This is a genomic window from Paenibacillus sp. FSL K6-1566 (assembly GCF_038050475.1).
GTDB lineage: Bacteria > Bacillota > Bacilli > Paenibacillales > Paenibacillaceae > Paenibacillus_AQ > Paenibacillus_AQ lactis.
Window position 1 is genome coordinate 1,088,414 of sequence record NZ_JBBOSR010000001.1, and the last position, 20,485, is coordinate 1,108,898.

The 20,485-nt window shown below is 43.3% G+C and carries 15 protein-coding genes; 10 read left to right on the plus strand and 5 right to left on the minus strand.

Translation table 11 applies throughout. The features are described 5' to 3' along the window. Window positions 1-6 precede the first annotated feature (6 nt). The 6 genes from NST08_RS04730 to NST08_RS04755 all read left to right on the plus strand — a co-directional run bounded on the left by NST08_RS04730 (window position 7) and on the right by NST08_RS04755 (window position 7,656). Entirely contained in the window at window positions 7-465 is a 459-nt protein-coding gene (locus tag NST08_RS04730; RefSeq protein WP_256380607.1) for an S-layer homology domain-containing protein, read from the plus strand. 469 nt (window positions 466-934) lie between these two features. Then, complete coding sequence (locus tag NST08_RS04735) at window positions 935-1,354, plus strand: sigma factor-like helix-turn-helix DNA-binding protein (protein WP_062410508.1); 420 nt, start codon at window positions 935-937, stop codon at window positions 1,352-1,354. 118 nt (window positions 1,355-1,472) lie between these two features. Then, complete coding sequence (locus tag NST08_RS04740) at window positions 1,473-1,880, plus strand: DUF6075 family protein (RefSeq protein WP_251536446.1); 408 nt, start codon at window positions 1,473-1,475, stop codon at window positions 1,878-1,880. A 32-nt stretch (window positions 1,881-1,912) separates the two neighbouring features. Beyond that, on the plus strand, window positions 1,913-3,883 hold the full coding sequence (locus NST08_RS04745) for a C40 family peptidase (protein WP_251536448.1): 1,971 nt from the start codon (window positions 1,913-1,915) through the stop codon (window positions 3,881-3,883). Window positions 3,884-4,070: 187 nt separating this feature from the next. Next, window positions 4,071-5,924 (plus strand): ATP-dependent nuclease, encoded by a 1,854-nt coding sequence (locus tag NST08_RS04750; protein ID WP_251536450.1) that lies wholly within the window; start codon window positions 4,071-4,073, stop codon window positions 5,922-5,924. Further along, window positions 5,917-7,656: an ATP-dependent helicase gene (locus tag NST08_RS04755; RefSeq protein WP_251536451.1), complete on the plus strand. Its 1,740-nt coding sequence runs from the start codon at window positions 5,917-5,919 to the stop codon at window positions 7,654-7,656. Before NST08_RS04750 ends, NST08_RS04755 begins: the two co-directional genes overlap by 8 nt. Window positions 7,657-8,153: 497 nt before the next feature. On the opposite strand, the gene NST08_RS04760 is transcribed toward NST08_RS04755, so the two are convergent. Continuing rightward, a complete protein-coding gene (locus NST08_RS04760; protein WP_251536453.1) occupies window positions 8,154-8,993 on the minus strand; it encodes a TIR domain-containing protein in 840 nt (279 codons plus the stop codon). Window positions 8,994-9,002: 9 nt separating this feature from the next. Next, entirely contained in the window at window positions 9,003-12,098 is a 3,096-nt protein-coding gene (locus tag NST08_RS04765) for a sacsin N-terminal ATP-binding-like domain-containing protein (protein WP_251536455.1), read from the minus strand. A gap of 992 nt (window positions 12,099-13,090) precedes the next feature. On the opposite strand from NST08_RS04765, the gene NST08_RS04770 reads away from it, so the two are divergent. Both NST08_RS04770 and NST08_RS04775 read left to right on the plus strand, forming a co-directional pair. Continuing rightward, window positions 13,091-14,917 carry a recombinase family protein gene (locus NST08_RS04770; RefSeq protein WP_341341491.1) on the plus strand — a complete coding sequence of 609 codons (1,827 nt, stop codon included), beginning with the start codon at window positions 13,091-13,093 and terminating at the stop codon, window positions 14,915-14,917. 51 nt (window positions 14,918-14,968) lie between these two features. Next, entirely contained in the window at window positions 14,969-15,757 is a 789-nt protein-coding gene (locus tag NST08_RS04775) for a methyltransferase domain-containing protein (RefSeq protein WP_210095625.1), read from the plus strand. A gap of 198 nt (window positions 15,758-15,955) precedes the next feature. Here NST08_RS04775 and NST08_RS04780 read toward each other — a convergent pair whose 3' ends face one another. Then, window positions 15,956-16,939 carry a cation diffusion facilitator family transporter gene (locus NST08_RS04780; RefSeq protein WP_341341492.1) on the minus strand — a complete coding sequence of 328 codons (984 nt, stop codon included), beginning with the start codon at window positions 16,937-16,939 and terminating at the stop codon, window positions 15,956-15,958. A 277-nt stretch (window positions 16,940-17,216) separates the two neighbouring features. Here NST08_RS04780 and NST08_RS04785 point away from each other — a divergent pair, with 277 nt between their 5' ends. Further along, window positions 17,217-17,516 carry a HAMP domain-containing protein gene (locus tag NST08_RS04785; protein ID WP_341342610.1) on the plus strand — a complete coding sequence of 100 codons (300 nt, stop codon included), beginning with the start codon at window positions 17,217-17,219 and terminating at the stop codon, window positions 17,514-17,516. 58 nt (window positions 17,517-17,574) lie between these two features. Here the strand turns inward: NST08_RS04785 and NST08_RS04790 are convergent, their stop codons facing one another. Together NST08_RS04790 and NST08_RS04795 are read right to left on the minus strand one after the other, a co-directional pair. Beyond that, window positions 17,575-18,555: a BtrH N-terminal domain-containing protein gene (locus NST08_RS04790; RefSeq protein ID WP_341341493.1), complete on the minus strand. Its 981-nt coding sequence runs from the start codon at window positions 18,553-18,555 to the stop codon at window positions 17,575-17,577. Next, entirely contained in the window at window positions 18,539-19,111 is a 573-nt protein-coding gene (locus tag NST08_RS04795) for a PadR family transcriptional regulator (protein ID WP_341341494.1), read from the minus strand. Before NST08_RS04795 ends, NST08_RS04790 begins: the two co-directional genes overlap by 17 nt. A 327-nt stretch (window positions 19,112-19,438) precedes the next feature. Between NST08_RS04795 and NST08_RS04800 the strand changes: the two genes are divergently transcribed. After that, window positions 19,439-20,395 carry a helix-turn-helix transcriptional regulator gene (locus NST08_RS04800; protein ID WP_210095629.1) on the plus strand — a complete coding sequence of 319 codons (957 nt, stop codon included), beginning with the start codon at window positions 19,439-19,441 and terminating at the stop codon, window positions 20,393-20,395. Window positions 20,396-20,485: the final 90 nt, after the last annotated feature.

A 20,485-nucleotide genomic window follows, 5' to 3' on the forward strand; every position in this document is an offset into this window, starting at 1 on the left:
ACCGGCATCGCCGGTCATTGGGGCGAGTGCTCAATCATTCGCGCAGCGACGCAAAAGTTGGTGAGCGGCTACCCGGATGGAACGTTCAGGCCAAACAACTCGGTCACACGTGCCGAATTTACGGCTATGCTGGTTGGGGCGCTTAAACTGGACGGCACAGGCGTGGCGCTTGATTTTACGGATCAGGCCAAGATCGGGGCTTGGGCGAAACGAGCGGTTGCTCTCGCCGTGCAAACGGGGATCGTCAGCGAGTGCGAGGACGGCAGCTTCCGGCCTGATGCGCAGATCACCCGCGCGGAGATGGCGTCGATGATTGCCAATGCGCTGAAGGTGCCTTTTGACGCGAATGCACAAACCGGCTTTGCCGATGACGAAGACATTCCGAACTGGGCGAAATGCGCGGTCGGAAGCGGTAGTCATGCTACTCAGAATGCTGGAAGTTCGGGAGCAAGAATAAATCAATAAACATCAAGGGCAGACCTAACATGATTTTACTCGGTTGGGTCTGCCCTTTCTTTTGAAGTCGCAGAGCAATCCATTTATGAGACTGTTCCAACGAATGTGGTCATCGCTTTCGAAGGGATGGCCCTTTTTCATCTTAATAAATATTCTTCATTACTTTTGTATGACAGCACCATCATAATAACAGATTGGCTTTCTTCTCGCAGCGGTGTTGCCATGTGAGGATGGAGCTGATATTTATGTATCCCCATTTGCCTATATTGTTAGGCCGCAATCATTTTATGAATTTGTTCTACGGCTTTTAATACGAACACATTCGGACTTTGCCGCAATGGAGAGTTGGCATGCTCTGCGGCAAGGTCTTTTTTGTTTTTTTCAGCTATTGCACGTATGCATAAAAGGTAGCGCTGGCTGTCGTTCTCCCCCCCCCCTCTGTTTTGGTTTGCCAACAAACCAAAATGGAGGGACATGAATGAAAAAGATGAATTTGCGGGATATGTATCCTTTTTTTAAGACGGATGTATGGGTTGATGTAGATGAAGAAGTTGTCCATGAAATCCGCCGCTTCGACTTGGAAGAAAGCGCCTACAGGCTGCGAACGTATCGCCATCGGGCCTATTATTCGCTCGATCGCAACGATGGGATTGAGCAGCATGTTTTATTTCTTTCGATTTCACCGGAGGAGTATTACGAGCGCAAACTTTCACGGCAGCAACTTTATGAAGCTATGTGCCAGTTGCCGGTGAAATCCGCCAGACGGATTTACGCCCATTATTTCTTGGGTATGGGCAAAGTCGCTATTGCCAGAGCCGAGCATGTCGATGAGCGGGCGGTTCGTAAATCTATCCAAAGAGGCTTGAAACAAATGGAATACTTGCTCAAAAACATGTAATCGTTTCGTTGGAGGGTCCGATTTTCCTGCCAAAATGAACGGTTATATAGAGGACCATGTTCAGACAGCGGCTGGTTGCAACCAGCCGCTGCATTCTCCATGAAAGGGGTATGTGACGATGCATCCGATTCGATTTCGAGATGAGGAACACGAGAGGTTTTACGTTCAGATGCTGGTTGAAGGGAAATGCAGCGATGGCTACCACCGGGCGCTATTCTATACATTGGGCATTTCCCGAGAAACCAGGAGTCATATCCGCGATTTGTATGATTTGTCTAATGGCGGCATTAAGCCCGAAGGTCTTTCGGCCCCTTGGCAAACCGGCAGTACCATTCGAGTGTGTCGGCTCGCCTTTAATTTATGGAACGGCTGGACCGAAGCAGGAGGCGAACGTTACTCCACTCCCCACGAAATATTCGATTGCAGCTATGCCCCCTACTTTTTTGAAGCGATTCGTCTTCGTTATCCCGATTATTGCCGAAGTCACGAGAGAACGATCAAACGGCTGGCCGAACAAATTCGCTGAATGGCTGCCAGCGACGGGAGTGGAATGGGACGATGAAGGAAATTAAAACGAGGAATGTTGTGAAAGACATCAAACGTTTGGACAGATTCCCAAACGTGTTGGATCGTGTAAATCGTTCAAGCGATCGTGCCAAGCGGCAAGTTGAGAATGACAAGACGACTTCCTCGTCTCCAGTTGAATATGCGCAGCGCCATTCCGCAGCGGCTACGAAAAAAACGATACGTGCCCAAATGGGGATGAGTCTGCGTATCAACAAGAGATTGATTCGGCACATTCTAAAAAGGCGGTCGTTGCCAGATGGTGATTCTGTCACAAGTCAGAACCCGATTGATGTTAATACGGAGTCTTCGATTACGCGTACACCGCGACTTGCCCGTAGCATACGTCTCCGTAAGCCGGTTAATGGAAAATACGTTTTGTCATCTGGCTCGCATTCAGGGAAACAACGTTTTATACGAAGCCGTGTCAATGCCCGGCTTCTGCATCGTTCACGAACAGGCAGCTATCCTGACCGGATGCAGAAACGGGATATCGGACATCCAAAACCGGTCGGGAAGAAGGAAACATTCTCCGCCGCGGTATCTCGTTCAGCAAATGGATACGTGCAACCTTTAAACCGAGTCCCGTCTACTATAATGAAACAATCAGGTCATACGATCAAACGGAAAGTACGAAATTTCAAGACGTTATCGCCATTTATAAAAAATGGGCATCGGCTAGAGCACGCTAACAATCATTCGGATGCTCAAACTGAAGGGAAAATGAATGCCGTCAAGGAAGCACAACGGGATGCGCAGATGGCGATGTCTGCCCGCCGGTCCATTCAAACCGCGCGAGCTATCGCGAGATTGAATCGCCTTATCATTAAAATGGTTGTAAGAGCTACCGCCCTGCTTGTCAAGGGATTGACGGGGCTTTTGGGGATCAGCGGTTCGGTGATTGTATTGTTGTGCATTGTCATGGCGATAGCCGCTGTCATTTCCTCTCCTTTCGGTATCTTTGTGTCTGGTGAAAATACGGATGCCGATGTAAAGCCGCTTACCCGAATCGTTCAGGAAATAGAGGATGAATTTGCCGCCCGACTGGTAGATATACAGCAATCCGCTGGCAATGTAGACCGGGTGGAATATCATTATCCCGGCAGCGCGGACAATACACGAATCGATAACTGGATGGACATTATCGCCGTCTTTGCCGTGAAGACCGTCACGGATGCTGAAAACGGAATGGATGTGGCCACGCTTGATGCAACAAGAATCGGTATCATTCGATCGGTATTTTGGGATATGAATTCGCTGGAATCTCGTGTTGAAACGATAGAACATAAGGAAACGGTTACGGTCGAACAGGAGGACGGGAGCACCAGCGAAGAGACGGTTACCCGATATGAGCGCATTTTGCATATTACGGTCATTAGCCAAACTGCGGAGCAACAGGCAGATATATACCGCTTTACAAATGAACAGATGGAATTAATGAAGGAAATGCTGTCCGAGGAGTTTCGCCCGCTCATGTATGCAATACTTGGAAAAGATGCGGATATTGGTTTGACGCCGGAGCAACTTGATTTGGTTCAACAGCATTTGCCCGATGGTGAACTGGGCAGTGAAGCCGTCAAATTGGCGCTGACTCGTCTAGGCGATCCGTACAGCCAACCGAAGGCCGGTCAGGACAACTATACGGATTGCAGCTATCTCGTCCAATGGGTGTATCGTCAGTTAGGCATTAGCTTGCCGCGAACCGCCGCGGAGCAGGCCAGATTTTGCGTGGAGAATGGCCTGACCGTAAGCGCGGCGGATTTGGTTCCGGGCGATCTCGTGTTTTGGAGTTACGAACGGAACGGTAGATTTATGGATATTACCCATGTTGGGATTTATGCGGGAGACGGCAAAGTAGTGGACGCTTCCTCAAGTCGGGGGCAGGTGGTGTATCGCAATCTGTTCGATTCGGACAAACAAGTGTTGTTTGGCAGGCCGTATCTGGCGAGTGGTATTAACCGGTGAGGTAATCTTCCTCAGAACGATACGATGATGATTTTAGAAACCGTCACAAGCTCTTCTTCCCCAGCTACAACCGACATCAACAAAAGATGATAAAGCAGGAATGTTGTCCGGTATTGTCGTATTTATTACTTTGGGCTTACGGACTTCTAAGTTTTGGTATTAACATAAACGCAGAGGAGATGGTCCTATGTATTTAAAATATCTCCATATCAAGAACTTTAGAGCTATAAAAGAGCTAAAGCTTGAATTTAATAAGGGGTTAAATATTCTTGTCGGGGAGAATAACGCCGGCAAATCCGCGATCATCGATGCTTTGAGAATATGTTTAAGTTACGGAAAACAAGCCCGTGACATTTACGTTCGGAGAAGTGACTTTTACATCGATAGGTCGAACCCTGATCTCCTGCTTCCTGACATCGAGTTTCATTTGAATTTTGAAGTAGAGAAAGATGAAGAGACGGGCTGGTTTAACGATTTGCATGCACTCAACGATAATGGTCAGAGTGAGTTGCAAATACATTTTCGATATTACATAGATCGACAAAAATATATAGAAAAAATAAAGTACAGGGTTTGGGGCGGGCATAATGAAGGCCAGCAAATTGAACCCGATGTATGGGATCTACTGTTGTTTGTATATCTCGGGGCATTAAGAGATGCCGAACAGTATTTGAGACCCTCCAGAGGAAATCGTATCGGACAGCTCTACATGAATCTGAACGAGGACAGCAATAAAAATCGAATTGATGAAGATAAGCGTAAGGAACTGGCCAGAAAAGTAACGGATGCTTTGAAAAACAATCAAGAATGGACAGATTTAATTACCACCGGAAAAGAAAAAGTTAACGAACATTTAAAGCAAACAACCTTTCATGGAAAAGGACAAGAAGTAGAGATCGACTTTCTTCCTTACGAGTTTAAAGGCATAGTCGATAATCTTCGCATGCAAATTCCTGTTTTCAACCAAGAAAATCTGCAAACCGATTCTTCAAAGCAAGAGTATTTTGAACTCTATCAGAATGGACTAGGGTATAATAACCTGATATATACTGCAACTGTTCTCGGCGATTTAAAGAACAGACAGCAAGTCGAACCTGAGACCTATATTGCCCTGTTAATCGAAGAACCGGAAGCTCATCTGCACCCACAGTTGCAAAACTTATTCTTCAAATATCTGAATGAATTAGACAAGATCGGATTCCAGCTTTTTGTTACATCGCATTCTCCGACTATTACTGCCAAAGCCGATTTAAATGCGCTTATCGTTGTGCAAAATCAAAAGAACAATATTTCGGCGTTGTCAATTAAAAATTCTGACTTAAAGGATGAGAACAAAGCGTTTTTAGCCAAGTTTCTGGATGTAACAAAGTCGCAATTATTTTTCGCTAATGGAGTCATCTTTGTCGAGGGTATTTCCGAGGCATTGCTTTTGCCTGTTTTTGCAAAATTAATGGATAAAGACGGGAAGTATGATCTGGATAAAAACGGGATTGAAATTGTGAATGTGAACGGCGTGGCCTTTGAGCATTTTGGAAAGTTGTTTAACTCTACGGATGAAGAAAAGAGACTGCATGCAAGAGCAGCTATTATAACGGATAGTGATCCTAAATCAACTGGAGAAATTTCAGAGAGGGCTGTAAAAGCTGTGGCTATGCAGCAAGGGCTTTTAAAAGTGCAGTTAGCAAAAGTCACATTTGAACATGATTTGTTTCTAGAGGACAAAGCGAACAGGGATTTGTTGCTGAATATCTATCAGGAGATGCATCAGCGTACTATTATTGAGAAAGGTAGTTCCGATATTCAGCATGCTCGCGAGTTTATGAATAAGCTTGGGACTAACAAGGATAAGTCGGAACTGGCTTATCGGCTGGCAGTGAAACTTGAAGCCGAACTGTTTGACTATCGTCAATCCGAAAAGGAATTGGCTAATAAAGCACACCCAAACGATGCAAATCAAGGGGCAACAAAAATTAACTTTAAAGTCCCTGAGTACATCGCACAAGCAATCAAATGGGTTGTTCAGGATGATGCCGATGTTTAGTTCTCTGTCCTCAGGACAACGCGAGATTGTTTTTGAAAAAACCGGAAGATCTGTCGTCAGAGCATGTCCCGGCAGCGGGAAAACATACTCGCTTGCCGCGAGATTAGCCTATAGAATAAGTAATTGGGATCGAAAATGCCAAGGTATTGCTGCTATTTCCTTTACAAATGTTGCATGGAAGGAGATTGAAAAACAACTTAATGAAAAGTTTGAGATTAGAATACCCGTGCAATATCCTCACTTTTTAGGCACAATCGACAGCTTCGTTAATAAATTCATTTTTTTGCCTTATGGTCATCTCATTATGGGGTGCAGTAGGCGTCCCATCCTTGTTGGTGAACCACATGGTACTTGGACGGGTGGAAAATATGAGAGAGATTATAACCGATACTTTGATGCAGTAAGTTTCAACGCTGAGGATATTGCGATACGTACCAAGAGCCCGACACAATATCATTTCAAATGGTTTAATAAAGATGGCTCCGAAAGTGGTCATGTCAAGCACCTGAAACACATGAAGTATGCTTTCTGGAAACAAGGATTTGCCACACAATCAGATGCCAACTACATTTCAACTAAAATATTGGAGAGTTATCCTGCAGTGGCCAAATCAATTGTGCAGAGATTCCCCGAACTTATGATTGACGAAGCACAGGATACATCGGATGTTCAAATGAAAATCATCGACTGTCTCCTGAATCACGGGCTTGAGCACATTTTGATGATTGGAGATCCGGATCAGGCAATATATGAATGGAATGATGCCAAACCGGAATTATTTATAGAAAAGTATGCTCTTTGGAAAGAAAACTCAATCGTTTTAAACGAAAATAGAAGAAGTTCCCGTAATATCTGCAATTTTACTTATCGGTTATCTTCTTTAGATAATCCATCAGTAGCAGTAAACGAAAATGTGAAAGAATGCGAACTACAGCCAACTATTGTTACCTATAATGCAGACAATTTACAGCATACAATCGATGATTTTCTTCGCTTATGCATTCAGCACCAAATCGATATAAACCGTGAAAAAATTGCTGTATTGTACAGAAGTAAGGGCTTTTACAATCAAATTATAGGTATCGACGGTGCAATGAAGCAGGAAGTCCCTTGGCTCCCCGGAAAAATGTTTACAAGAGAGTTCGCCAAAGGCAAATACTTATACGATCGTAAGCAATTTAAAGATGGTTATAAAATGATTGAGCGTGCAATTTATAAAGCACTTACAGGCAATAATTACTGCTCGGAAAATGACATTGCCGAAAGGATATCAGTGGAAGGTTTTTTGAAATATCGAAAACGTGTTCTAAAGATTCTTCAGTTACTGCCAAAGACTAACGTCGATCTTATGAGCTGGATTAATCAAGCAAATCAGAATTTCAAAATAAATGGCATCAGAATAAAACTGGAAGTTGACTCTTGTTTTGGAGGTCTGACGTTCAATCAATTGTTTGAAACTGCCGAATTATATGCGGAACATCGTGAGTATAGATTGGGAACAGTGCATACCGCGAAAGGCGAGACCTTTGATGCTGTGCTACTTTTTTTAAAGAAAAAGGCCGGCCAGAGAAGTAATTACAGTACGTATATAAAAAATAACACTAGTATTACAACTTGTGAAGAGTTAAGAATTGTCTATGTGGGCATTACGAGGCCGCGTAAACTGCTTGTGCTTGCTGTTCCTGACGAAATTGAAAAGAGAGCATGGGAAAAGAAACTAATTGGAGTATAACAGAGAACTCGTTATGAGTGAAAAATTTTTAGCAATTTTCCGCGAAGTTAAAGTTGATTTTGATCCAATCTAAAAAAGTTTTGGGAGAATTGGTGCATAACCACAAAGAAAGCTACTTACCTAAGTTGGGCTGGAAAAGTGAGGCGATACAAAGCATACAAATTGCTAGCGCATGATACGTAAATGGTTTTGACCATTGTACTGTTGAAGCTAAAACACTCGTCACTGTAGGTTATGTGTGTTGGCGAAGCTGTGACGCTTGAGCAGACGGAGAGCTAGAATGCTGAGCCGAATCATGACCAAATATTCAAAAAATTACTTGGACGTGAAGTGATGCCGAATTCGGTGCGGCTAATTGGCCAGAATAGCCCAAGCAGCGCGGCTATTCCGGCCAATATATCGTCTTTTCCCTTCTCTCCTGGTGTGTATTGTTCAAACCGCAGTGACGAGCGACGCGCCATACCAGAATCTTTGAAATTCTGGGCGATAGTTAGTTTTTAGTAAATTTTATTCATATCAATGTCGTAGCCGGAACTTTTCATCTCTCTAGCTAATGCTATTTTCCAAGCGCCATGACTATCCATATCAACATAAACAACACCAGAGATATCGTTAGGTTTTTCAACATCCCCCTTTACAAGCGCACATACATTTTCTCGTCCTATTTTTCCAATAAGATACCCATGCTCAAAGACCACATTTTGTCTTGCACGAGGTTTTAATTCTTGCTCATCTTTCGACTTCCCGACATCACAAGAAGTATATAATACGATTGCGAATCCAACATTGGAATGTTCTTCGATTTTTTCTATAATTGTCTTTCCCTTGCTTGCTTGTTCGTGTAAAATAATTGCTTCCAAACCCAACTTTTCAACGAATCGTGCTGTTGTATATTTAGCTTCATTGTCATGACCATGAACAATGAAAACTTTTGAAGTATCCAATTCAATCGCTCCTTCGCATTTTATTATGTCAGAGCCCTCTAAGACATATTTGCTATTAAGTACAAAGACATCATGTTTGGATTTTAACACCTTAATTACAAACAAATATTTCTTTTCCTTTTCCACAATGGCATATTCAATTTCAGGTTGCAAAGAAAATAGTTTTAGCGCATTATCAATTACATTTTGAAAATTAAATTTCTGACTGATTCCATTTAAATAAAAACTTTCACCATCATACGTAGCCCCAATGATAATATAACCGAGACCAGTGTTCGCTAATGCACATATATATGTTGCAATAGCACTAGGCTTTAATTGAAATTCTCGACATATTATATTGGCCGTAATTTCCTTCGCGAGTAACTTAGTGATATCGGTATCTAAAGACATTTAATACACCTATCGTATTTTTCTCAATGGAATTTTGTTTATTCCCGTAGTTTTTAGTATTTTCCCGAATGTTACTTTCTCTGGCTCATCCCGACCGTTTTCAACCCATATTTCCCAATCCTTCTCGTAATCAAGTACGTCTTTTTCCGTGTCATAATAAATTATTATTTGGCCAAAGTCAGAAGGTCTAGTAATAAGGTAAATTTCCTCGTTATTTTTCGATATTAAAAAAATAGTCTTGTCAATTTCAATCATATTATCTAAATTATAATCTGGTTTCTTTTTTAAGTAATTCAATATTCTCTCTCTAGATCTGTTCAATATATTTTGCACATAGTCAAATTTAATAGGGTTACTGTCAGATATATGAATAAAGTTTTCAGCAAAGAAGCTGTTCTCTAACGCTCTCTCTAACCCCCTATCCGAAAAGATCCCCGACTGAATCAAAAATTCTTCTGTAATTTTTTGCTTAGCCCCTAAGATTTCGGCTTCTAATGTCGATTGAATTGATAATAGATTTTCCAAAGCCGATTCATCGGTAAGTCCATACTTATTAAGTATTCGATCAAATTTTTCTGCTTTTTCCATGTTAATCGCAATCTCTTCATCATCAATAAGCTTATGTTTATTTTTATATATTTCATGAAATAACTTTTTGGCTTTTTCTTTGTTCTCATTAAACCAAACGAAAATTTTTCTGAATATTACTTTAGATTCCTCGCTCCTAGGATATTCATTAAGTCGTTTTGTTAACAGAACAGATATTTGGTCCGCTACATCCTGTTCCTTCTTCACTCGAGTTTCTGGCAAATCTAAAAATATATTTAGGTCAAGCAATTCTTTTCTGAAATCGTATCCCAGTTCAGCAGAAATGTCTTTTAAAGCTCCGTCAATCTCGCCGTCATCCAAATATAGATCATCTTTTATGACAAATTCACCATACTGGTTGGGCAGAATCGGATTGACACTGTTGTTTAATATATTATCGTAATCATTATCTATCAGGAATGAAATAAAATTGTTTAACCAGCCAAGAGTTTGTGATGTGCTTGTCCACTGCAGGTATTCTGTAAATGCAGAAACACTTCCTGTTTTAGCTATGGTTTGAGCAATCCACCTAATCTGCCTTTTATCAACCTCGTCCCAAATGTTTTCGGACCAGTTATATATTATTCTTTCTTCGTGTATCTCATTGGGATAAATCGCCTTACAAAATTGGTAAATTAATTTTCTCTTGCTTGGAAAATCAGGTGTTTTGGAATATAGCGTTATTAAATAATTGCAAGCGTGCAATATTTTTTCGCGTTTTCCTTCCCTTATTAATTTGTTCATTTCATCTACGATTTCTTCTTGTCGTTTAACTGCATATTTGATTTGACCAGTTGCTACTTTATTATGCACTAAGTAATCCCGAATATCTATTCCTAGTAGTTCCATTACGTTCTTTAATTCTTCGTCGATATTCTTATCAATTTTCAACTCTGATTTTTTCTTAAAAATGCCCTTTTGGTTGGGAATAACTGAATATTGGTCGTTGTTCACATCATTCAAACAATCTTGGTCTAAATTTAATATCTGATAATAAGAATTTAGCCATGAGATGGGATCAATACCTCTAACAAGCGATTTGGCCAAATTATCTATGTCATTTCTCTGATGGATTGAATTAGTAATCACTTTCGATGTAAGCTGGCCCATTTCAGGCCATATAAGCTCATACCAAACATCAATATGAGCCTTCCGTGGTAACATTGATGGTATCCACTGAGACCCTAAATCCCAAATCTTATTTCTTAGATCTTTAGAGGATGCTGAAGGAAACCAGACATTTGCCTTACCATCCTCGCGAAGAATTGTAATTCTCCTGCCGTCTTCGGTATCTACGATTGGAGTATTAAGTATTTTAGATTTAATAGGGAGGAGTACTTCACTATTAAACCATTCTTTTGAAATCCATGCTTGTTCTTTCTGTTTCGGTATTTTTGCAAGTAAATGGATATTCCCCCAGTTTTCCTTTGAGGCATGGTCTAACAAAGTGTTATAGAGCTTTAACGCTTTAAGAATTATTGATTTATTCTCCTCAATTTTTTGCCCTGGGCGATCTGTGAGGTATACACCGTTTCTCGGTTCATTCGGATTAAAATTAGAACTATTTATAACAACAGGAAATGAAAAATCCTCTGTCCCGATTAATGGAAAATCACAAAACAATCTAGGCAATTGCGGATTATACTCTTTTAGAAAGATTCTATCCTCAGCAAATTCAATCTCTACAGCTATAGAAACATCATTTTCAGTTAAAACCGCAATTTGAGTCTCGTCTTCGTCCCACAATTCGCTTTTTGTCACTTTGTAAAGCTTAATATTATCTCCTAATTCACGATGGCTTCTGGACAACTCGTACTGAACGTTCTCATTGGCTATATTGACGGATTTTATCTCAGGCAAGAAGACTAACGTATAAGCCAATGCAATGTGTAGGTCATTTAATCCAGTTTGGGCTACCTTTACGCCACTTTCGTCCAAAACATATCTGAAAACGGTATTGAGACCTTCAGGTGAATAATCATTGTACGGACCTTGCAAATCAATATCTTCAAGTGATGCATGTGAATTGTTCACTGAAGCGATAATCTCATGAATATCAGTACCGCTTCGATCAAGTCTGATCTTGAATTTTTTATATGGTTCATCCAATTCCTTAAGTACACCCTCAATTTCAACTTCTTCTGACAGTAGATGTGTTGTGAGAAAGCCTGTTCCGAATTTCCCTGTTTTTTTCTTGACAGTTTCCTGCGTTGTCCTTTCTTTTGTCGAAACTTGCTCAATCAAAAAGGTTACATTATCCGTCGTGAAAGGTTTCCCGTTATGCTTGAATTCAATAATTTTATTTTCATCATCTACTTTAAAATCAATTTCGATTGTTAGATCGCAATTTTCGTGTGCAACATCTTTAGCATTTTGCAATAGCTCCCATACCCAACGCCGTGCAGAGTCTCCATTTTCATCAAATCTCAATTTATCCATCAAGTCGAGGATTTTCGTAGCAATTGCATGACTGTAAACTTTTTCTTTAGAACGTTTAATCTTTGAAATATACGACATGTTAGATGTCCTCGCTTTCAATTAGAATCAAATCTCAAGGAATCTTATATAAGAAAAAATTATGACTATTCGAAGTTATAAATGTAAAGCAATTCTGCTGGGAGTTTTGATTCGGTACGATGTGAACTTAAGTTGAAATTTTTTTGTTGGAACGAAATTCTCACGGTTTCAACCAAATCGACCTACGAACAAACGAGAAGTCTTTCTCATAATAATACCATATAAATGGGAGATAAGTCCCTATAGGACGTTTGTTGTAAGCTAAATGAAAAGAGATATTCGAAAAGTTTGGTCCGATTTTGCATTAAAAATGAAATGAATAATAGAGGGACATGTTCCGTTCCTCTCAATGAACTTTGACAACCGAATACAATCTTATCCGGTACGTTCCCCGCATGGCCTAGAAGGATAGCCAAATTGCAGGCGCGCCACGACCATTTTGCCGGTTCTTGTTTTTGCATGTCTTGTAGCGGAACCGTCAGAAAGCGAGCGATTTTGCCCATGCAATCCATAAATGGTGGTTCCATTTAAGGCGAAGATCCATGCGGAGGGATAATGATACTTTCGTCCAGCCATAGCTCATCGCAATGGGGGCGGCTTGCAGCGATCCTGGAAGAGGTTTGAAGCCTATGAGGACGGCTAACCACTGTCCGCCGGATAGGGTTAATGGAAGAGAAGCAACCAAAACAGAGGCGGAAACAGAGATGCGCACAAGCGGTAATGTTTGTCGCGCATCTCTGTTTTTCAGCTTTGCTGGATTATTGGGAGGTTTTTATGAACCATAAACTCATCCGGTACAGCATGCAAATCGCTATGATAAAACAATTACTGGCATTATCTTTGATTACCGAAAACGAATTTCATTTGATAAAGAACAAAACGATGCGGGATTACGGCATCATTTCGGACCTTACTTCTTGATTCGCACATTTGTCGGTCCGCCCATCTCTTATTAAACTGATGGCAAGTAAATAAGAATGGAGGACAACATCATGGCTCTCGAAGTAGAAGTAATTAAAGCAAGTAGGAAAATATCCGATCGCAACGCCGGAAAGTTATCGGATGTCCTTCGCGTCGCCCCTTATGCCCGCGTAAGTACCGACACCGAGGAGCAATTGAGCAGCTACAAGTCGCAAGTCGCCTATTACACCGATCTCGTTAGCAAACGAAGCGACTGGGTGCTGGTTGATATTTATGCAGATGAAGCCATAACCGGTACTCAGGTAACGAAGCGCGAGGATTTTCAGCGCATGATTAACGATTGTATGGACGGGAAAATTGATATGATCATCACGAAGTCTATCTCCAGGTTTGCAAGAAATACGCTGGACACGTTGAAATACGTCCGAATGTTGAAGGAAAAGAACATCGCCGTACATTTTGAAGATGAGAATATCAATACGCTGACGATGGACGGCGAATTGCTGCTCGTCATTCTAAGCTCAGTAGCGCAGCAGGAAGTGGAGAACATCTCCGCCAACGTAAAAAAAGGGTTGAAGATGAAAATGAAGCGCGGCGAACTGGTGGGCTTCCAAAGTTGTTTGGGCTATGATTACGATGTGAATACGAAACAGATCACCGTTAATCAAGAAGAAGCCGAAATCGTCCGCTATATTTTTGAACGATATACATCGGGGATCGGCGCTTACGTTATTGCCAAGGAACTGACTGAGGCGGGACATAAGACCAAGTACGGAAGAGTCGAATGGCAGGACACAACCGTTCTTGGTATCATAAAGAATGAGAAGTACAAAGGCGATTTGCTGCAAGGAAAGACATTTACCGTCGATCCCATTTCCAAGAGAAGATTGGACAATTACGGCGAGGAAGATCAGTTTTATGTCAAAAATCATCATGAGCCGATTGTCAGCGAGGAAGTATTTGAGAAGGCGCAGGATATATTGCATCGAAGAGGCGAAAATCGCCGCCGCGGCGCAATAGGCAAGCGGGACAAGTACAGCAGAAAATTTGCTTTCAGCAGCAAGTTGGAATGTGCTTTCTGCGGAAGCAATCTCTCGCGGCGGAACTGGCACAGCGGAACTCCGCACGAGAAGGTGATTTGGCAGTGCGTGACAGCCACGAAAAAGGGGAAGAAATACTGCCCTCACAGTAAAGCCTTGGAGGAAAAGCTGATTGAGGGTGCTTTTGTCGAATCATACAAATTGGTGTGCCGCAAAAATTCGGACGTGCTGGACGAGCTTATGAAAAGAATGGAATCGGTGTTTAGCGACCAGAATAATCAAATGAGACTGAACAAAATTAACAGCGATATTCAGGCCACGGAGCAAAAACGTTGCAGACTGATTGATTTGTGCCTGGATGAGAAAATAGACAGGGCTACCTACGAACAGAAGTATGTGGAACTCGATACTTCGCTCACTAAACTGCTCGAAGAAAAGGAACAACTGGAGCAATCCGCACAAGATGAAATTGATTTGGGAAAGCGGCTTGAGCATTTCCGCAAAGTGCTTCAAACAAATGAGGTTCTGACCGCATTCGACCGAAACGTATTCGAAAGCATCGTTGATAAAGTGATTATTGGGGAGAACTCCAATCAGGAAAGTCCCGAGCCGTACAGACTGACCTTCGTCTATAAGACCGGCTTTCATAACAGCATCCAAAGCAAGATGCATAAGCAAAAAAAGTCCTTGCGAAGTGAAAGGGGGAGAGTGCCTTCCTATTCCGAGAACAACACATGTGGAGTGTGTGGCGTTGTTGGTGCGAAAGGACAATTAATTCGGAGATGTATTGGCGGGAATAGTAAAGAGGGGCGACCAAGCCCCTCTTTTTTTTCTTCCGAAATTGTATTGCAAGTTTGACTGGTAAATTTTATTATATGAGTTCTTCCCTATTATTTTTGGAGGTGTTTTATGAGTATTAAATGGTTTAATCCGAAAACACATACGGATTGGGTGCGTCCCCATTCAATCGAGTGGTATGCTCAATTAGGAAGATTAACAGGACAGTATTCGTATTCTTGGAAATCGACCATTACTGAGCCCAATGGTGAATTGATTTTCACTAATGAAGTGTCTCAGATGGTTCCGGGCAAGAAGGTACTGGATATTGGCTGTGGGCACGGTGAGTTTGCCTTACAATGGAGCCCGGTCGTAAAGCATATTGTTGGTATAGATATAACGAGTGACTTCATCAAGCAGGGAAATGATGCAGGTCGGCACAATGTAACCTTTATAACGGCAAACACGAAAGACAAGCTGCCTTTTGAAGACGAGGAATTTGACTGTGCATATAACCGTAGAGGACCTACCTCAGCTTACCTTGACGTAAAGAGAGTCATTAAACAGGGTGGGAAACTCATCGCTCTTCACCCCGGTGATCATATTACATCGGAGTTGTCAGAGTTATTTCCTGATTTTTTTGAACCTTCTCCCTCAGGTACTCCTATACTCGATAATATAAAGCAAAGATTACAAGAGGGAGGACTAGAGAATGCTAAGATTGAAACGGTAAGAAGCCTTGAATACCTGCATGAACCAATTGACGTAATTAGAATGAGTCTTTTCGGTCAAAAACCTTCCGTATTTGAATCGGTAATTCAGCAGTCTATGTCGGAGATAACAAGGATATTTGAAAAGAACGCAACGGACAAAGGCTTACCCACAACCTTTGAACGCTACATCGTTCGTGTGACGGTCTAAAGATTATTGCTGTGGGACAACATCTAGAGAAAATTTCTCGCGTATAATTACTGGCCTAAACTTCCACTATAGCCGACAATGAATCCTGCTAGGCACACCATCTCCATCCCCTCGTATTAACCAGTAAAAGGCTGAGGGCGGATTTAGTCAGCCGCCCCTAGCACAGTTGTTATAAAGTTGCTCAGTTCGGCCGGTCCATTAAACTTTTAGCTCACCATGCTGGAGCTGTCCATTTTCCACCTGGATGGTGGTATGGGTAATGTTGAATTTTTCTTCAATTACTCGGACGGCCTGCTGTAGCACGGTCTGATGGTCTGTGTTGTCTTCGATCACAAGGTGGCAGCTTAAGGAATTCAGTCCTGAAGTGATCGTCCAAATATGGAGATCATGCACATCCACAACCTCATCGACCTCCATCAACGCCTCGCGTACTTTTGCCGAATCGATGCCTGCCGGTGTTCCCTCCATCAGGATATGGACCGCATTGGCGATGACCCCCCAGGCGCTTTTCAAAATGAGCAGGGAGACAAGCACGCTGATAATAGGATCAGCGACGTACCAGGAGGTCAGGCTCATAATCAGTCCGGCCGCGATGGCGCCTACAGAACCGAGCGCGTCACCAAGAACATGAAGATAGGCGCTGCGGATATTGATATTTTCTTTGACATCGCTTTTTCTCATCAGGAACCAGGCACTGAGCAAATTGGCAAACAGTCCGATAAAGGAGATCGCCATCATGGGGCCGCTGGCTACGGTCGGAGGTTCAAAGAATCGTCCATAGGCTTCCCAAATGATAGAACCGGCAACGACAAACAATGCAGCACCGTTCAGTAAGGCAGCCAATATTTCGAACCGGTGAAAACCGTAGGATTTCCGCGCCGATGGGGCTTTGGCCGACAGAAACATGGCTGCAAGGCTTAATGCAAGTGCGCCGGCATCGCTAAGCATATGGCCTGAGTCTGATAGCAGGGCAAGGCTGTTCGTAATCAATCCGCCGAAAAATTCCAAAAACATGATACCGGTTGTGATGATCAGGGCGATGGTCAGGCCCTTTTTGTTATTGGGCATGTGGGCATGCGCGTGACCGTGATGTCCGTGAGCATGTCCATGGCTGTGATCATGCCCGTGATCATGATGATCATGATGATCATGGGTAGAATGCGGATGGCTGGAATGGCTCATAACGTTTACCTCCTCGTATATGAACAATTGCTCATATATTCTTGTGAGATGATCATACACTCATTTTCCGACTGACGCAAGCCTTTTTTTGACATGTTGCGAAAAGCGAAGTAACGCGAAAAAAATTTACATATCCGATACATGTAAGGCTGGGATGATACATCTGCCCGATACCGTTTGAGCCGTGAGGGTATCCTCATGAGAATTTGAAAAAGGGAGGGCGGGAGGCGCGACCGATAACGAAGGAAAGGAGCTGGCCGCAGCACAACGTGGAGAGATCGCTTATTTTACGAAGTCTGTCCCCCGGTTATCCAAAAACTCTCAGCAGGTGTATGCCGGGGATTACAACATGGATATGCGAGTATCCTCCCGCGATGAGATCAGTGAATTGGCAGGCATGTTTAAGAAGATGATGCAGAGGATCAGGGAGCAAATCCGTATCATTGAACAGAAACGAGGTGCATTAAAGAAAGCTCAGGCACAAAACAAAGTGTTTTTCGCTAATGCTGCGCACGAGATGAATCCTCCGTTAACAACGCTCATAGGTTACGCCCAGATTATAAAGAAAAAGGGATAGAGTCATCAGAATACCTTCTGAAACTCTATCCTTTTTTACAAAGGAACGATTTATTTTCTCACAACAATAACTCCATGGCTGTGCGTTCTTTATCCGCGATCTCGAGCAAGAGCTTGGAAGCCTGCTGCAGCTCCTGGTGGCTGCCCGTTCTTCCCGCACGGTCGATTAATGCTGAGACGCTGACCCACATTGGGGCGATCTCCGTGAACAATTGGTAGGCTTGCTCGATTCGCGGGTCTGCTAATTGATCGGCGCATTCCTTCAAGTAATCCCGATACAGATTCCGAAACAAAGCGCCGCCGGTTCCCGCGCGTTCCATCAGCAAAGCCGTCAGGCATAAATCATGCTCGAAATGGCTGCTGCGGGAAGGCCACTTCAGGATTTCTTTGCTCATTTTCACGATGCCTTTATTTCCGATATTGCGGATAGGCGGGTTCAGATAGTCCTGCGCATTCTTGGTCAAGGATTGGCGTAATGCGGGAGCGAGCGGAGGTAAGGCGTCAATCGGCTCGAGCGTAAAGGAACGATTCCGGGAACTCATGGGTCCTTTTGCATTTCTGGCTTCAGCCAAGCTTGTCAAACGCGTCTTCACCAGACTGCCCTGTTGTCCGGTATCCGCCATATAGGCGTATTCGTCATCCATACCGTATAGGACCGCATAGTGACCGGCAAAGTGCACTTTGCTCGTGAAATAGTCCAAGTAATAGGAATCCAATTTCAGCCCGACCGGAATCCCGCGTTCGATACAGCCCCGTACGTTCCGCCACGCTTTATCGACGGAGGACGTTTCTTGAACGTTAACGGTCAAACGCAGCATGTCGGCGAGGTTGGCCGTCAACTGATCCACCTTCACTCTTCCGCCGATGAACGGAAAATCCATTCCCTTCGAGTCCCAATAAATGAAACCGAGCCCTTGTCCGAGTCCGAACAGCATCGGCTCCGACAGCTGGATTCCCGCAAACTGCATTAAATTGCCCATGGCAGTCGTTTCGCAATGCTCACCTTGGTAAGGAACGAAGCCTTCAATGATTGTGCTCATCTTCCCTGGTCTCCTTCGACAATTCGTTAATTAAACTGGCAACGAACGCTTGCTCACTCTCTATCAGCCTGAGCGGATGCAAGAACAGCGCCCTTACGTGCAGCGGCAATCGAACGCCGCCTTGGGATTCGAATTTTTGCCGTATGCCTTCTGAAGCCTCCCGAAGAAAAGCCAACCTTTTCCGTAATGCAGCTATGGCCATGTCGTTCCCGATAAAAGGCATAGCGGCCAAGCCAAGATCGAAGCGATTGTCGCGCTCACGTGCTGACGATAGACTGTCAAGGATCTCATCTTTCAGCTGGGCCATGCCGGCTTCGGTGAGGACATACCGGGTCGGCGCTGGTCCCTTGCCGGATTTTCCATCGGATTCCTCGGATGCAATCCATCCTTTCTCACTCAGTTTCTTCAGTCCGACGTAGATTGAGGTCGTGCCGATGTTCGCCCATTCCCGATACCCTCGTTGATCGACTAATTTCTTAATATCGTAGCCCGAAGCTTGACGGCATTCCGCGATCATTTGCAGCAGCATGAATTCGACATTGGAAATAGGGTGCATGAAGAACCCCCTTAAATTTATTATTTCACATATGTAATATAACACTAGTGAAATATAAGTTCAATAACGGGTTCTATGGAGGCGCGTACGGCTGGTCAGAGTTGACCAACAGCACATTCGAAAGGGGAGGCACTCATCTTGTAGACTTGTACCGATCTCATGTGGGAAGAGTTATTGGTCTTTTTTTAGAAAAGGCGATATTTCTGGGAAACATTATTTTATAATTTAGACATCATCATCGAGGTGCTAATGATGCTACAAAAGTATATTTATAAATTTTGCAAAATCCTGAATTAACAATTTTTTGCGAAACGGGGTAGGAACAAAATGGCAGATTTCCATCATAACTTTCATTTGTTTTTCGACGAATTCGGGCTGCGGCAGCAAAGTACAAAGGGGTCGGAAATGACGATGAATACGCCGATCGGAGATGGAAGCATTCGTCGACTCGTTCCTCGCCCCGATCTCGAGATCGTGTTTGAAGAGCTGATGTTCCATGGCGATTTTCTCATGCCGCTAGCCACAACAACGCCAATGGTTGAGCTTCACTATTGTTTGCAAGGAACGAGGGTTATTCATGTCGAACGAAATCAGTACGAATTTGTTCCCGGGACGTGTGCGCTTCAACTCATCGACGAAGGGAAAGCGCTGTTTGAATTTACCGGAAATCAGCCTTATCAGGCACTATCAGTCGGGATTCCCGTTTCGACCTTCCATCATTACATGGAGGATATCTCGGGTGCCAGGCATCTTCATTTTTCCAGCCTTCTCGGGAGAAAGCCTTTCCGCCTTTTTGATGAGCCCATCGATCCCGCGTCTGCCGTAATTATTAAACGCTTGTCTCAGTCTGTGCAAACAGGCAGCATGAAGAACCTGGAGCTGGAGTGCAATGTGCTGGAGCTCCTGTCATCGGCCTTTCAGTCATTTCTTACCGAGCCGAAGACTCCGAGACTATCTAGCATTGAAAGGCAAAAAATACAGCGGGCGCGCGATATTATGTTGGAACGAATGGCGAATCCCCCCTCGCTGGTCGAACTGTCCCGTATGATTGGCCTGAACGATAACAAATTAAAAGTTGGCTTTAAAGAACTATACGGAACGACCGTATTTGGTTATTTGAGGGAAAAACGACTGGAAAAAGCCTTTCTCCTTTTGCAGCAAGGAGACTTGAATGTGACTGAAACGTCGCTTTCGGTAGGCTACTCCAACCCCAGTTACTTTACTGAGGCATTTCGGGAAAAGTACGGCGTAAATCCCGGAAACCTGCTTAGACGTTCATTTTGATTTGTAGCATTGGAAATCATGAACAATTGTTTTATGGAAAGGCTGTTCTTCGGAGCGGTCTTTTTGTTTTGGACCGATGGCTCCCTGTGA